Here is a 14,988-nt window from a genome sequence, read left to right as displayed (position 1 = left end):
ACTCCTCATGAGATACCGAGTTCGCTTTCAATGAACTTGAAGATTTCGTCGTCGCTCGCCGACTCGATGGCCGCGAGGACGGGCTCGTCCGCGGGCTCCGGCGCGCCGGCCGCGGGGGCGGGCTGCGGAGCGGGCGCGAGCAGGGTCAGGATCCGCTCGGTGACGGCGCCCGGGGTGGGGCAGTCGAAGAGCAGGGTGGCGGGCAGTCGCAGGCCGGTGGCGGCGTTCAGCCGGTTGCGCAGTTCGACCGAGGTGAGCGAGTCGAACCCGAGCTTGGCGAAGGCCCGTTCGGGCTCCACCTTGTCGGCCGAGCCGTGTCCGAGGACCACGGCCGCACAGTGGCGGACCAGGTCCAGCACCGTGTCGTGGCGCGCCTCGTCGTCGAGCGGTGCCAGGCGCAGGGCGAGTCCGCCGCCGTCGGCCTCGGGGGTCCGGGGGCCGGCGGCCTGAGCGGCTTCGGTGCGCCGGCCGGGGAGCCGCACCAGGCCGCGGAGCATCGGCGGGGGCGGGGTGCCGTCGGAGGCCACCCGGGCGCGCAGCCCGGCGGTGTCCAGGGCCGCCGGGACGAGCAGCGCCTCCTCGGCGGCCAGAGCGGCGTCGAGCAGCCGCAGTCCCTCGGCGGAGGGCAGCGCGGCGACGCCGGTCCGGGCCATCCGGGCCAGATCCGCCCCGGTCAGCTCGCCCGTCATGCCGCTGGCCTGCTCCCACAGGCCCCAGGCCAGGGAGACGGCGGGGAGACCCTGGGCGCGGCGCAGGTGGGCCAGGGAGTCCAGGAAGACGTTGGCCGCCGCGTAGTTGGCCTGACCGCCCAGGCCCAGCGTGCCGGCCACGGAGGAGAAGAGCACGAAGGCCTTCACGTCCCGGTCGCGGGTGAGTTCGTGCAGGTGCCAGGCGGCATCGGCCTTGGGCCGCATCACGCGGTCGACGTGTCCGGCCGTCAGGGCGGGCACGGTCGCGTCGTCGAGCAGGCCGGCCGCGTGGACCACGGCGGTGAGCGGGTGGGCCGGGTCGATCCCTTCGAGGGTGGCCGCGAGCGAGCCGCGGTCCGCGGCGTCGCAGGCGGCGACCTCGGCGGTGGCGCCCAGTTCCCGCAGGGCCGCCACGAGTTCGGCAGCGCCCGGTGCGGCAGGACCCTGGCGACTGGTCAGCAGCAGGCGGCGGGCGCCGTGTTCGGTGACCAGGTGACGGGCCACCAGAGTGCCGAGGGTGCCGGTGCCGCCGGTGATCAGGACCGTGCCATCGGGGTCGAAGGCGGGCCGGTCCGCCTCGTCCCGGGTCTGCGCGGACGCGGATCCGGGGAGGGCCAGGCGGGGTGCGTACGCGGTGCCGCGGCGCAGGACGATCTGGTGTTCGCCGCGGTCGGCGGCGGTGGCCAGCGCGGCCCGCAGGGCGGTCGCGGAGGCGTCGGTGCCGGCGGTGGCGTCGGTGTCCAGGAGCAGGCAGCGGTCGGGGTACTCGCTCTGCACGCTGCGGATCAGCCCCCAGGCGGCGGCCGCGGCCAGGTCGGTGACCGGGTCCTCGGGGCCCGTGGCGACGGCGCCGCGGGTGACCACCACCAGGCGGGTGCCGGCGAGCCGGTCGGCGGCGAGCCACCGCTGGACGGTGGCGAGCAGGTCCCGGGTCAGCCGCCGCGCGGCCTCGGCCGGGTCGGCTTCCTCGGGCACGCGCCCCGCTCCCTGTGCGGTCGCGGTCACCGGTACGAGCAGCAGGTCGGGGGCCGCGGCGCCGGCGGCGATGCCGGCGAGCAGGGCGTCGAGCCCGGCGTGGGCGGTGGCGGCGCCGAGGCCGGGCACCTCCTCGGGGGTGCCGACGACGGCCGGCGGCACGTCGGCGGGCAGGTCGCCGCCGGTGGGCACCGGCGTCCAGTCCACGGCGTACAGGTGGTCGGCGCCGCGGGCGAGCTCCGCCAGCCGCTTCGGCTCGACGGGCCGCATGACCAGGGCGTCGACCTCGGCCACGGGCGTCCCGGCGACATCGGCGACGGACACCCGGACCGCGTCGCCCTCGGTGCGGGCCAGCCGCACCCGCAGCGCGGTCGCGCCGTGGGCGTACAGGCGGACCCCGTGCCAGGCGAAGGGCAACAGGGGCTTCGGGGTGCCCTCCCCGGGTCCGGCCGCGCTGCCGAGCAGGCCGATGGCGTGCAGGGCGGCGTCGAGGGCGGCCGGGTGGATGCCGAAATCGGTCTGGTCGGCCAGTTCCCGGGCCGGCGTCACCTCGGCGAAGACCTCGTCGTCGCGCTGCCAGGCGGCGGTCAGGCCCTGGAAGGCGGGCCCGTACGCGTAACCCTGCGCGAGCAGGTCGGCGTATCGGCGCGAGAGGTCCAGCGGCCGGGCGCCGGCCGGGGGCCAGGCGGCCTCGGCGGCGGGCGCGGGGGCGCCGAGGGCGCCGGGGGCGAGCCAGCCCTCGGCATGCCGGGTCCAGGACCCGCCGTCGGGCTCGCCCGGGTGCGGCTCGGGCCGGGTGTGGACCGAAACGGCGCGCCGGCCGGTGGCGTCGGCGGCGGCGACGACGACCTGGAGCCTCACCGGGCGGGCCTCGGTCAGCACGAGGGGGGCGTGCAGGACGAGTTCGTCCAGCCCCAGGCCGTCGAGTCGGGCGCCGGCGTGCAGCACGAGGTCCACGAAGGCCGTGCCCGGCAGCAGGACGGTGCCCAGGACCGCGTGGTCGGCGAGCCAGGCGTGGTCGCGGAGGCCGACCGTGCCGGCGAAGACCACCGGGCCGCCGTCGGGGAGGTCGAGACGGGCGCCGAGCAGCGGGTGTCCGGCGCTTTCGAGCCCGAGGCCCGAGGTGGCCGCGGCGGGGCGCGGCCGGTCCATCCAGTACCGCTCCCGCTGGAAGGCGTACGTGGGCAGGTCGGTCCGGCGCGGGGCGGCCGGCGTGTGCAGTGCGCTCCAGTCGACGGCGAGGCCGCTCACATGGGCGGCCGCGGCGGATGCGGCGAATCGGCGCAGTCCGCCGTCGTCCCGGCGGAGCGAGCCGGTGGCGAGCAGGGGTTCGGTTCCGGTGGCGTCCTCCACGGTCTCGGCGATGCCGGAGGAGAGCACGGGGTGGGGGCTGACCTCGATGAAGCGGCGATGTCCGGCCTCGGCCAGCCGGGCGACGGTCTCCTGGAAGCGGACGGTGCCGCGCAGGTTGCGGTACCAGTACGAGGCGTCCAGCGGCTCGTGCTCGATACGGCGGGCGAGCAGGGTGGAGTGGAAGGGGATCCGGGGCGGGCGCGGGGCGATCGGGCCGAGGGCGGTCACGACCTGCTCCGCGATCTCCTCGACGTACGCGGAGTGGGAGGCGTAGTCGACGGGGATGATCCGGGCCCGCCCGCCGTCGGCCAGGCAGCTCTCCACGAACTCGGCCAGGGCCTCGGGCTCGCCCGACAGGACCGTGGAGTGGGGGCTGTTGAACGCGGCGACGTTCAGGCGCGGGCCCCATGCGGCGATGCGCCGGGTGACCTCCTCGGCGGGCAGGGCGACGGAGGCCATGCCGCCGCGGCCGGCGAGCCGGTGGGCGATCTCCCGGCTGCGCAGGGCCACGACGCGGGCGGCGTCGTCGAGGGAGAGGGCGCCGCTGACGTAGGCGGCGGCGATCTCGCCCTGGGAGTGGCCGACCACGGCGGCCGGCTCCACGCCCCAGGAGCGCCACAGCGCGGCCAACGCGACCATCACGGCGAAGGAGGCGGGCTGGAGCACGTCGACCCGGTCCAGCGTGGGGGCGCCTTCGGCGCCGCGCAGCACCTCGGTGAGCGACCAGTCGGTGAAGGGCGCGAGCGCGGCCTCGCAGGCCTCGATCTCGCGCCGGAACACCGGTGCCGTGTCGAGGAGTTCGGCTCCCATTCCGGCCCACTGGGCGCCCTGGCCGGGGAAGACGAACACGGCGCCCTCGGCGTCGCCGTCGGGTCCGGCTGTGCCGCGTACGACGGTGGGGTGCTCCTCGTCCGCGGCCAACGCCGACAGTGCCGAGGCGAGTTCGACCCGGTCCGCCGCGATGACCACGGCCCGGTTCTCGAAGCCGGTACGGGCCAGGGCCAGCGAATGGCCCAGGTCGGCGGGGGTGAGGTCGGCGTCCGCGGCCAAGTGCTCGGTGAGGCGGGCGGCCTGGGCGCGCAGTGCCTGCTCGGTGCGGGCGGACACGGGCAGGGCGGCGGGCAGCCCGGACACGATGGTGGGGCTCGGCTCGGTGGGGGCGGCCCGACCTGCCCCGGACTCCGGGGCCTGGGGGGCCTGTTCGAGGATGACGTGGGCGTTGGTGCCGCTGATGCCGAAGGAGGAGACGGCGGCCCGGCGGGGGCGGCCGGTCTCGGGCCAGGCCACCGCCTCGGTGACCAGTTCCACGGCGCCCGCGGTCCAGTCCACGTGCGGGGTGGGCTCGTCCACGTGCAGCGTCTTGGGGACCAGGCCCTCGCGCAGGGCCATCACCATCTTGATGACACCGCCGACACCCGCGGCCGCCTGCGTGTGCCCGATGTTCGACTTCAGCGAACCCAGCAGCAGCGGACGCCCCTCGGGCCGCCCCTGCCCGTACGTGGCCAGCAGCGCGCCCGCCTCGATGGGGTCGCCCAGCTTGGTTCCGGTGCCGTGCGCCTCGGCCACGTCCACGTCCGCGCCGGTCAGGCCGGCCCGGTCCAGGGCCTGGCGGATCACGCGCTCCTGCGCCAGTCCGTTGGGGGCGGACAGGCCGTTGCTGGCGCCGTCCTGGTTGACGGCGGAGCCGCGCACCACGGCCAGGACCCGGTGGCCGTTGCGCACCGCGTCGGAGAGGCGCTCCAGCACCACCAGGCCGACTCCCTCACCCCAGCTGGTGCCGTCGGCGGCCGCCGAGAAGGCCTTGCTGCGGCCGTCCGGCGCCAGGCCCCGCTGGTGGCCGAACTCCACGAAGATGCCCGGGCTCGACATCACGCAGGCACCGCCCGCCAGCGCGAGCGAGGACTCGCCGGTGCGCAGCGACTGCACCGCCGTGTGCAGGGCCACCAGGGAGGAGGAGCAGGCGGTGTCGAGGGTGACGGCCGGGCCCTGCAGACCCAGGGTGTAGGCGATGCGGCCGGAGGCGACGCTGGTGGTGTTGCCGGTGAGCAGGTAGCCCTCGGCGCCGTCGGCGGGCTCGTGCAGGCGCGGGCCGTAGTCCTGGGCCATGACGCCCACGAACACGCCGGTGTCCGTGCCGCGCAGCGCGGCCGGGTCGATCCCGGCCCGCTCCAGCGCCTCCCAGGACGTCTCCAGCAGCAGCCGCTGCTGCGGGTCCATCGCCACCGCCTCGCGCGGGGAGATCCCGAAGAAGCCGGCGTCGAACTCGGCGGCATCGTAGAGGAAGCCGCCCTCCTTCACGTACGACTTCCCCGGCTTGCCCGGCTCCGGGTCGTACAGCCCGTCCACGTCCCAGCCGCGGTCGGTCGGAAAGCCGCCCACGGCGTCCGCGCCGGAGGCGACCAGCCGCCACAGGTCCTCGGGGGTCCGGGCCCCGCCCGGGAACCGGCAGCCCATGCCCACCACGGCGATCGGGTCGTCGTCCGGGGCGGTGCCGCCCGCGGCCGTGGCGGCCGCCGCGACGGGGGCGCCGGCAGCCGGTGCCGCGGCGCGGCCGGCGAGGTGGTCGAGGTCGCCGAGTTCGGCGGCCAGGTGGTCGGCCAGGGCCTGCGGGGTGGGCCACTGGTAGACGAGGGTGGTCGGCAGCTTGAGCGCGGTGGCCTCCTGGAGACGATTGCGCAGCTCGACGCCGGTCAGGGATTCCACACCCTGGTTCTTGAAGGTGACCGCGGGAGTGACGGACCCCGGTCCGTCGAGGCCGAGGACGGCGGCGGTGGTGGCGCACACCAGCCGGAGCAGCCGCCGGCGACGCGCGGCCGCGTCGTCGAGGGCGGCGAGCTCCAGGAGCAGCGGCGGCAGTTCGGCTTCCTCACCGACGGGCCCGTCGGACGGGGAGCCGGGGTGCGGGCCCGTGGGCACGGCGGCCGGGAGGGAGTCGAGCTCGGGAAGCCAGTGCCGCTTGCGCTGGAAGGCGTACGTGGGCAGGTCCACGGTCCGGGCGTCGGGGCACGTGGCGGCGAGGTCGACGGGCAGGCCCTTGGTGTGCGCCTCGGCCAGGGCGGCGAGGAAACGGTCCGGGCCGCCCGCCTCGCGGCGCAGCGTGCCGACGGCCGCCACGGTCAGGTCCGGCTCGGCGGTATCCGTGACCGCGGCGGTCAGGAGCGGGTGGGCGGTGGGCTCGACGAAGGCGGTGTGCCCGTCGGCGAGCAGGGCCGCGACGGTCTCCTGGAAGCGGACGGTGCCGCGCAGGTTGCGGTACCAGTACGAGGCGTCCAGCGGCTCGTGCTCGATGCGGGCGGCCAGCACGGTGGAGTAGAAGGGGATCTCGGGGGTGCGGGGGGTCACCGGGGCGAGCACGTCGAGGAGTTCGGCTTCGATCTCCTCGACGTAGGCGGAGTGGGAGGCGTAGTCGACGGGGATGATCCGGACCCGGACCCCCTCGGCCTCCAGTTCGGCGGCGAGCTCGTCGAGGAGCTCGGGCGCGCCGCAGACGACCGTGGCCGCGGGGGCGTTGACCACCGCGATCTCCACCTGCGCGAAGCGGTCGCGCAGCCGCTCTGAGACGGCGGCGGCGGGCAGCGCGACGGAGGCCATGCCGCCGCGGCCGGCCAGCCGGTCCCGGATGACGGCACTGCGCAGGGCCACGACGCGGGCGGCGTCGTCGAGGGAGAGGGCGCCGCTGACGTAGGCGGCGGCGATCTCGCCCTGGGAGTGGCCGACCACGGCGGCCGGCTCCACGCCCCAGGAGCGCCACAGCGCGGCCAAGGAGACCATGACCGCGAACAGGGCGGGCTGCACCACGTCCACGCGGGCGAGTGAGGGGGCGCCCTCGGCCTCGCGCAGTACCTCGGTCAGAGACCAGTCGGTGTACGGCGCGAGCGCGGCCTCGCAGGCCTCGATCTCGCGCCGGAACACCGGTGCGGTGTCGAGGAGTTCGCGGGACATTCCCGGCCACTGCGAGCCCTGGCCGGGGAAGACGAAGACGGTGCTGGGCGCGTCCGGGCCGGGCAGCGCGGTACCGCGCACCACGCCGGCGCACTCCTCCCCCGCGGCGAGCGCGGCGAGCCCCGCCTCCAGACCGGCCCGGTCAGCGGCGGTCACGACGGCGCGGTGCGCGAAGGCGGTACGGGTCAGCGCCAGCGAGCGGCCGATGTCGGCGGCGGGGGTCTGCGGGTGGGCGGTGCTGTACGCGAGCAGGCGGGCGGCCTGTGCGCGCAGGGCGGCCGGGGTGCGGCCCGACAGCGCCCACGGCACCTGGGTGGCGGGGGCGGGGCTGCGGGGCGGCGCCGCGGCACCCGGGAACGTGCCCGTGGCGGCCGCGTCGGCCACCGGAGCGGAGGCGTCCGCGGGCGCCTCCGTCACGACCAGGTGGCAGTTGGTGCCGCCCATGCCGAAGGAGGAGACGCCGGCCGCGCGCAGCCGTCCCTCGGGCGCCCGCCACGGGGCCCGCTCCGTCTGCACCGTCAGGCCCAGCCGGTCCAGCGGGATGGCCGGGTTGGGGACGGAGTGGTTCAGCGTGGCCACGAGCTCGCCGTGCGCGAGGCACAGGGCGGTCTTGACCAGGCCGACGATGCCGGAGGCGCCCTCCAGGTGGCCGACGTTGGTCTTGGCCGAGCCGACGGGCAGCGCCCGGCCCGCCACCCGCCCGTCGGCGGACGCGACCCCGGCCGGGGCCCCGGACTCGGACGCGGACGCGGCCCCGGACTCGGTCCGGGAACCGGTGGGGGAACCGGTGCGGAGCGCCGCCCCGAGGGCGGCCGCCTCGATGGGGTCACCGACGGGCGTGCCGGTGCCGTGCAGTTCCACGTACCCGATCTCCTCGGGCGCGAGGCCCGAGCGGCGCAGCGCGGTGCGGATCAGCTCTTCTTGCGCCGCCTGGTCCGGGGCGGTCAGGCTCGCGCCACCGCCGTCGTTGTTGACGGCGCCGCCGCGGATGACGCAGTGCACGCGGTCCCCGTCGGCGAGGGCGTCCGACAGGCGCTTGAGGACGACGGTGGCGCCGCCTTCGCCGCGGACGTAGCCGTTGGCGCGGGCGTCGAAGGTGTAGCTGCGGCCGTCGGCGGACAGCGCGCCCATGCGCTCCATGCCGAGGCTGCTCTCCTCGGCGAGGATCAGGTTCACTCCGGTGGCGACGGCGAGCTCCGTCTCGCCCCGGCGCAGGCTCTCGCAGGCCAGGTGGACGGCGACCAGGGACGAGGACTGGGCACAGTCCACGGTGAGGCTGGGGCCGCGCAGCCCCAGCAGGTACGACAGCCGGTTGGCGGTCATGGCCCGGTGCAGTCCGGTGGCGGTGAGGCCCGACACGGCTGCGGGGCCGGTACGGCGCACCAGCGTGGCGTAGTCGTCGTTGATGACGCCGACGAACACGCCGGTGCGGGTGCCGCCGAGCCCGTGGGGAAGCAGCCGTGCGTCCTCCAGCGCCTCCCAGGCGAGTTCGAGCGCGAGCCGCGCCTGCGGATCCATCGCGGCGGCCTCGCGCGGGGCGATGCCGAAGAACTCGGCGTCGAATGCGTCCTTGTGCGTGATCCATCCGGCCCACCGCCCGGTGCGCTCGTCGCGGGTGACGGCCGACGCGCCGCTGCCGAGCAGTTGCCAGAAGGCCTCGGGCGAGTCGGCGCCCGCGACCCGACAGGACATGCCCACGACGGCGATGGCCTCGGTGTCGGCGGTGCGGTCGGGGGCGATGGAGCCCTCGTCGGTCAGCATGAACTCGTGTCCCCTCGTCTCGGACGGGCCAGGGCAGGCCAAAACGGGCAGGCCGGCCGGGCGGTGTGCGGGTTGCGGCGGTACGGGCGGTGGGTCCGCGGATCAGCCGGCGAGCACGGCTCGGCCGGAGGCCTCGGTTTCAGGTGGAGCGCACGGCCCTCAGCTGGAGAGCACGGCCTTCAGCACGTCCCCGGTGGCGACGGCGGCCAGGGCCGTCCCGTGCTCGGCCAGCGGGTAGGAGGTCACCAGGCTGCGCAGGTCGAAGCGGGCGGTGAGAGCCGGCAGCAGCTTGACGTACTCGGTCAGGTGCGCGCCGGTGAAGGCCCAGGAGCCGATCACGTCGAGCTGCCGGTAGACGATCTGGTGCGGGTTGACCAGGGTGTCGCCGGCGTCGGTGTACTGGCCGATGATCAGGTACGAGCCGCCTCGGCGGGCCAGCGTGAGGCCCTGGGCCACGGCCGCAGGCACGCCCGCGCACTCGATGACCAGGTCGGCGCCGCGGCCGCCGGTCTCGGCGAGCACGGCCTCCAGGGCCGCGCCGGTGCCGCCGGGGCCGGTGATGTCGATGTGTACGTCGCCGATCCCGGCCTTGGCGGCCAGTTCGAGGCGGCCCGTCGGGCCGCCGACGACGATCACCTTGGCGGCGCCGGAGAGCTGCGCGAGGGCTGCCGCGGCCAGGCCCACCGGTCCGCTGCCCTGGACCACGACGATCTCGCCGACCCGCACCGGGCGGCGCTCGTAGAGGGCGTGCACGACCGTGGGTCCGGCGCAGGCGAAGGACATGGCGGCGAGCGGGTCGATGCCCTCGTCCAGCCGGACGACGGTGGCGCCCTCGTGCAGCACGATGGCCTCGGCCCAGGCGCCGGCCAGTTCGGAGCCGTCGGCCAGGGCGCGGTTGACGCCGTAGGTGCGGCGGTTCTCGCAGAGGGTCGGCTCGCGGTGCAGCCGGCAGGGAACGCAGGTGCCGCAGGCGATGGACGAGGCCCACATCACCGTGTCGCCCGCGCGCAGCTCGCGTCCGGCGGCGTCCCGACGGGGGGTGCCGGGGCCGAACTCCGTGACGGTGCCGAGTCCTTCGTGGCCCAGGACCAGCGGGGTGGGGATGGGCAGGTGGCCCTGCTGGAGGTGCAGGTCGGTACCGCAGACGCCGCCGTGGCGGCAGGCGACGACCATGCCGCCCGCCGGCGGCGGGGGCACCTCGAACTCTCGCAGCCGGAGCGGCCGGCCGAACTGCTCCAGTACGACGGCCGTGGCGCGGCTCATGCGAGGGCCCCTTCGAGCGCGGCGAGGAACGGGGTGTCGAGGGCGCGCAGCGGCTCGGTGTCCCGGCAGACCACGTACTCGGGGCGCGGCTCGCCGGCCCAGCTGGGCAGGTTGGCCGTGTCGTTGTACGTCATGATCAGCAGACGGCGCGGGAAGGGCGACATGTTGGGCGCGGAGCCGTGGACGATCTCGGGCGAGAAGAGGACGACGGAACCGGCCCGGCCCTTGGGGCTGACCATGCCCCGCTCCGCCACCAGAGCGGCCATCTGCTCCTCGGTGAGGGCGATGTCGTCCGGGTCGAGGTGCTGCGCGGACTTCGCCGCGTCCTTGCGGCTGTCGTTGATCAGGCCGGAGCGGTGGGACCCGGGAAGGAAGATGACCGGACCGTTGAACTCGTCCACGTCGTCGAGGAAGACGGCGACGTTGACCTGGCGCGGTGCGGGCAGGTTGTCGGCGATGCGCCAGGCCACGTAGTCCTGGTGCCAGGACCACTTCTCGCCACCGAAGGCAGGCTTGGCGTTGATCTTGAACTGGTAGATGTAGACGTCTTCGGCGAGCAGCTGCCGTACCGGCTGGAGCAGGCGCGGGTCGCGGATCAGGCCGGCGTACTCGGGTTGGCGCTGGTGGGTGGCGTAGACGGCGCGCACCTCGTCGCGGCCCTCCTCGGCCACGCGCTGCGGGCCGGGCACCTGGCAGTCGCGGACGAAACCCTCGCGCAGTGCTTCGACCTCGTCCGCGTCGAGGGTGAGGTCGAGCTTGAGGAAGCCGTCCTCATGATAGCGGTCCAGCTGTTCCTGGGTCAGATGCATGGGGAGTCTCTCCAAACGTTTCGGAATACGACACGGGTCGGGGAAAGAGAGCGCCAGGGGCCCGGCAGTGGGGCGCCGGGGCCCCGTCACATGAAATTCCCGCCGTCTACGATCAGTTGCTGACCGGTGACATAGCTGCTTTTGGCGGTCACCAGGAATTCCAGGGCGTCGGCGATGTCCCGCGCCGTGCCGATTCGCCGGGAGGGAATGGTGCGCAGGATCTCCGCGCGCCGCTCGGGGTCGTCCAGCCCGTACCGTCCGACCACCTCCGGTGTGTCGGTGAATCCGGGGATCAGGGCGTTCACGCGGACCTTCGGGGCGAATTCGAGGGCCAGGCATTTGGTCAGCTGGAGCAGACCGGCCTTGGCCGCGCAGTAGTTCGCCCCGTTCTTGCGCGGCCGGATGGCCGTGGTCGCGCCGATGTTGACGATGGAGCCGCGGCCCGCGGCCAGCATCGCGGGGGCCAGGGCCCGGGTCAGCCGGTAGGGGCCGGACAGGTTGACCGCGAGCACCTGGTCCCAGTCCTCGTCGGTGAGGTCGAGGAAGGGCCGGTCCCGGTTGATGCCCGCGTTGTTGACCAGGACGTGGGGGGCGCCGTGGGCGGCGAGCAGGCGCGCGCAGCCCTCGGCGACCGCCGTGGGGTCGGCGACGTCCAGCCGGACCGGTTCTACGAGTCCCCGGCCCAGCTCCGCCGCCTCGTCGGCGGTGTCCTTGTCGTTGTGGTAGAGGGCGACGACCCGGTGGCCGAGATCGGCGAGCCTGAGGCTCAGGGCGAGTCCGATGCCGCGGGTGCCGCCGCTGACCACCGCCGTGTGCTGCGCCATGGTGGTCAGGACCAGTACTGGAGGGTGCCGTCGGCACCGACTCCCATGAAGAAGGACAGCGCCACCCGGCGGCCGGGGCCCTCGTTGCCGCGTACCGCGTGGTAGTTGCGCGGGTCGAAGATGACCGCGTCGCCGGACGAGGGCCGCACCACGACCCTCGGCTCGTCGGCCGCCAGCGCCTCGTCGTAGCCGTAACCGTCGCGGGCCCGCTCGTCGCCGGGCAGCCAGCGCCGGCGGAAGATGTGCGTGGCTCCGCCGGCCTCGGGCATGGACAGGTACCAGTTGAAGCCGATCTGGGAGACGACCGGGTCGTCGAGTGCGCCCGGCAGCTCGCGGGCGATCTCGTCCCAGTGCATCTTCATGCCGCCGGTGGTCTCGCGGATCATGCCCGCGTACATCGCGCGGCCGGAGCAGGTGGCGGGGGCCATCGGGCCGTCCCAAGCGGCACGGATGCGCCCGGCGGCGACGGCGAGCGGGTCGGCGCCGTCGAGCAGGCGGGCGCGGTGGACCGCGGAGCGCTCCGCGTCCTCCCAGTAGGCGGCGCCCAGGCCGTACGCGTCGTAGTGGTCGTACGCGGCCGGGCCGAGCTTGGGGATCCGGGGGACGACGATCTCCTCGTCGTACGAGCCCATCGGAACGGAGTCCAGGCCCTGGAGGACGGCGGCGCATTCGGCGGGGCTGCCGAAGTTCTTGATGTGGACGGCGCCGACGGTGCCGGCGGCCAGCCGGACGAGGTGGTCCCTGGTCAGTTTCTCCGGGGAGTCGACGGTTTCCACGTCGAAGAGGACGTAGATGGGCGTCTCATTGCTGCTGACGTTCTCAGGTGCAGAGGCGGTGGCGGTTCCCACTTTTTCTCCAGACGTTTCTTCCGGGAAGGCGAGGGACGATGACGTAGTCCCTCGCCTTTCCCTCGAGTTCGACGGTACGAGGGGTGCGGTCCGAAACTGCACCCCTTATCGGCCCCTAAGCCTTGAGGGGGTCCACGTGCGCGGTGATGGTCGCGATCACGTCGCGCTGCCGCTCCACCAGGTAGAAGTGCCCGCCGGGGAAGATCCGCAGCGAGAAGTCGGAGGTGGTGTGATCACGCCAGGCGGCGGCCTGCTCCGCGGTCACGCGGTGGTCCGCGTCGCCGATGAGGGCGACGACCGGGCAGGCCACGGCTGCCCCGGGCTCGGGCGCGTACGTCTCGACCGCGGCGAAGTCGGCACGGATGGTGGGCACGACGAGCTGGAACAGCTCGGGGTCCTCCAGCATGCGTACGTCTGTGCCGCCGAGCTTCTTGATCTCGTCGAGCAGCTCCCGGTCGGGCAGGCGGTGGACGCCGTCGTCCCGGCTGAGGGCGGGGGCCCTGCGGCCGGAGGCCAGGAACAGGTCGGGGGCCCGCCCGACACCGAGCCCGGCCAGGGCCCGGGCGGTCTCGAAGCCGACCACGGCGCCCATGCTGTGGCCGAAGAAGGCCAGCGGTACGTCCGGGTCGACCGTCGAGGCCAGTTCGGCCGCGATGGCGCGGGCGAGCTCGCCGACGCTGGTCGCGCAGGGTTCGCGGTGGCGGTCCTGGCGGCCCGGGTACTGCACGGCGAGCAGGTCGTAACGGGCCGAGAGCGCCTCGGAGTAGGGGAAGAAGAAGCCGGCCGAGCCGCCCGCGTGCGGGAAGCACACGAGCGTGGCCTCGGCCAGGGCCGGGCGGCCGTGGTAGCGGCGCAGCCACGGCCCGGGATCCGTCGGGAGGGTGCGCCCGGCCGCGGTCGGGCCGGGCGCCTGCAGGGCGGTCACGAGGCGACGAGGTCGCCGCGCAGCAGTCCCGAACCCTCCGGGGTGGCGGCCGGGTCGGAGCCCAGGTGCTGGGCGGCGTTGTGCTCGTCGACGAAGACGACCCGGGGCTCCAGCTCGCGGGCTTCGGCGTCGGTGACGGTGGCGTACGCGATGATGATCACCAGGTCGCCGGGGCTGACCAGGCGGGCGGCAGCGCCGTTGATGCCGATGACGCCGGAGTCGCGCGGCCCCTCGATGACGTACGTGGACAAGCGGTTGCCGTTGTCGATGTCGACGATGTCGACCTTCTCCCCGGGGAGCAGGTCGGCCGCCTCCATGAGGTCGGCGCTGATGGTCACGGATCCGACGTAGTGCAGATCGGCCTGGGTGACCCGGGCCCGGTGGATCTTGGACTTGAACATGGTCCGGTACACGGCGGTGTTCTCTCCCGTTGTGAGGTGGATGTACGGCGGGTCAGCCCGCGGCCATACGGCGGCGCAGGCCCAGGGGGCGCAGATCGATCCAGTCGGCGGCGATCCGGGCCAGGCAGTCCTCGCGGCTGCCGGTGAAGCCGACCGGGCTCCAGCCGGCCGGTGGCTCCTGGTCCGCGGGCCAGACGGAGCGCTGCTCCTCGTGGTTGACGACCACGGACCAGCCGGTGGCGGTGGCGGGGGCGCTCATCGGGCGTCCCTCTGCGGCTTGGTGCCCGAGAACATGAAGAAGACGAGCATCATCGAGGCGTCCGGGCGGGCCACGAACTCGTCCATGGCGTCGGCCACGACCGCGCAGGGGCGCTCGGCGGCCGGGTTGACGGCGACCATCGCGGCGGTGCGCGAGCGGATGTCGAGCTGCGGGGCCAGCACGTCCATGCCGACCTCCTCGCTGGAGATGGCGACGGCCTCGACCTTGATGTCGGTGAAGCCGGCGGCCTTCATCAGCCCGCCCAGCTCACGGCCGATGAGGCGGTTGCCGCCCCGGCCGGCCTGGAGTTCGATGCGCAGCCTGACGACCTCGTCCCACTCCGGCAGCTCCGGCATCGGGTGCAGCAGGCCCCACAGGGAGTCGTCGACGTCGGTGACGACGAGCTTGCCTCCGGGGCGCAGGGTGCGGTGGATCTCGGTGAGGGCGTCCATCGTGCCGGGGACGTGCTGGAGGACCAGGCGGGCGTGGGCCATGTCGTAGCGGTCGTCCGGCAGGCCGCTGTCGAGGACCGAGCCGTGGACGATGTCCAGCTGGCCCTCGCGGGCCGGGGTGAGGTGACCGCGGGCGTGCTCGATCAGGTCCTCGTTGAGCTCCAGGCAGGTCAGGGTGCCCGCCGGGACCTCCGCCAACAGCCGCTCGCTGATGTAGCCGGGGCCGGAGCCGATCTCCAGGACGTCGGCGTCCTCGGTGAGGCCGAACTCGCGCAGGATGCGCGCCTCCTTGTCCCAGGACGCGGCGACCTGCTGGCGCAGGCGGTGGATCTCGTTCTGCGGCGCGTGGTGCTCACCCGGCTGGTAGTAGGAGGACGGACGGGTGAGGTCGGCTCCCGGGGTCTCGGACGCGGACTGCTCGGTCATGGTCTGGGTGGTCATGGTGGTTCGGTGTCTCCGTCGGTAGTGGGTGGTGAGGGTTTCCGGT

At 74.6% G+C, this 14,988-nt stretch carries 9 protein-coding genes; all 9 read right to left on the bottom strand.

The annotated features are described in order from the left end of the window. Positions 1-5 precede the first annotated feature (5 nt). Positions 6-8,720, bottom strand: a complete 8,715-nt coding sequence (locus ACFYZL_RS19220) for a type I polyketide synthase (RefSeq protein ID WP_388680213.1) — start codon at positions 8,718-8,720, stop codon at positions 6-8. A gap of 159 nt (positions 8,721-8,879) precedes the next feature. After that, the gene (locus ACFYZL_RS19215) at positions 8,880-9,983 is read right to left on the bottom strand and encodes a zinc-binding dehydrogenase (RefSeq protein ID WP_384746060.1); all 1,104 of its coding nucleotides are present in this window, start codon (positions 9,981-9,983) and stop codon (positions 8,880-8,882) included. Continuing rightward, on the bottom strand, positions 9,980-10,792 hold the full coding sequence (locus tag ACFYZL_RS19210) for a phytanoyl-CoA dioxygenase family protein (protein ID WP_384746059.1): 813 nt from the start codon (positions 10,790-10,792) through the stop codon (positions 9,980-9,982). Before ACFYZL_RS19210 ends, ACFYZL_RS19215 begins: the two co-directional genes overlap by 4 nt. An 86-nt stretch (positions 10,793-10,878) precedes the next feature. Further along, positions 10,879-11,616, bottom strand: a complete 738-nt coding sequence (locus ACFYZL_RS19205; protein ID WP_384746058.1) for an SDR family NAD(P)-dependent oxidoreductase — start codon at positions 11,614-11,616, stop codon at positions 10,879-10,881. Between the two features lie 5 nt (positions 11,617-11,621). After that, a complete protein-coding gene (locus ACFYZL_RS19200; RefSeq protein ID WP_384746057.1) occupies positions 11,622-12,464 on the bottom strand; it encodes a phytanoyl-CoA dioxygenase family protein in 843 nt (280 codons plus the stop codon). Between the two features lie 115 nt (positions 12,465-12,579). After that, a complete protein-coding gene (locus tag ACFYZL_RS19195) occupies positions 12,580-13,389 on the bottom strand; it encodes a thioesterase II family protein (protein ID WP_384746056.1) in 810 nt (269 codons plus the stop codon). Beyond that, on the bottom strand, positions 13,386-13,802 hold the full coding sequence (panD, locus tag ACFYZL_RS19190) for an aspartate 1-decarboxylase (RefSeq protein WP_384746055.1): 417 nt from the start codon (positions 13,800-13,802) through the stop codon (positions 13,386-13,388). The genes ACFYZL_RS19195 and panD overlap by 4 nt, the downstream gene beginning before the upstream one ends. Before the next feature lie 40 nt (positions 13,803-13,842). Next, positions 13,843-14,049, bottom strand: a complete 207-nt coding sequence (locus tag ACFYZL_RS19185; protein WP_384746054.1) for an MbtH family protein — start codon at positions 14,047-14,049, stop codon at positions 13,843-13,845. Then, on the bottom strand, positions 14,046-14,942 hold the full coding sequence (locus tag ACFYZL_RS19180) for a class I SAM-dependent methyltransferase (RefSeq protein ID WP_384746053.1): 897 nt from the start codon (positions 14,940-14,942) through the stop codon (positions 14,046-14,048). Before ACFYZL_RS19180 ends, ACFYZL_RS19185 begins: the two co-directional genes overlap by 4 nt. Between the last annotated feature and the right edge of the window lie 46 nt (positions 14,943-14,988).

This window comes from Streptomyces sp. NPDC001717 (genome assembly GCF_042892775.1).
Lineage (GTDB): Bacteria > Actinomycetota > Actinomycetes > Streptomycetales > Streptomycetaceae > Streptomyces.
The sequence above is the reverse complement of the archived record's forward strand: the minus strand, read 5'-3'. Positions and strand labels throughout refer to the sequence as shown.

Bases quoted from the DNA above. Each gene is read 5' to 3' on its own strand.
- ACFYZL_RS19220 (WP_388680213.1), bottom strand. From the start codon at position 8,720: ATGCTGACCGACGAGGGCTCCATCGCCCCCGACCGCACCGCCGACACC.
- ACFYZL_RS19215 (WP_384746060.1), bottom strand. From the start codon at position 9,983: ATGAGCCGCGCCACGGCCGTCGTACTGGAGCAGTTCGGCCGGCCGCTC.
- ACFYZL_RS19210 (WP_384746059.1), bottom strand. From the start codon at position 10,792: ATGCATCTGACCCAGGAACAGCTGGACCGCTATCATGAGGACGGCTTC.
- ACFYZL_RS19205 (WP_384746058.1), bottom strand. From the start codon at position 11,616: ATGGCGCAGCACACGGCGGTGGTCAGCGGCGGCACCCGCGGCATCGGA.
- ACFYZL_RS19185 (WP_384746054.1), bottom strand. From the start codon at position 14,049: ATGAGCGCCCCCGCCACCGCCACCGGCTGGTCCGTGGTCGTCAACCAC.
- ACFYZL_RS19180 (WP_384746053.1), bottom strand. From the start codon at position 14,942: ATGACCACCCAGACCATGACCGAGCAGTCCGCGTCCGAGACCCCGGGA.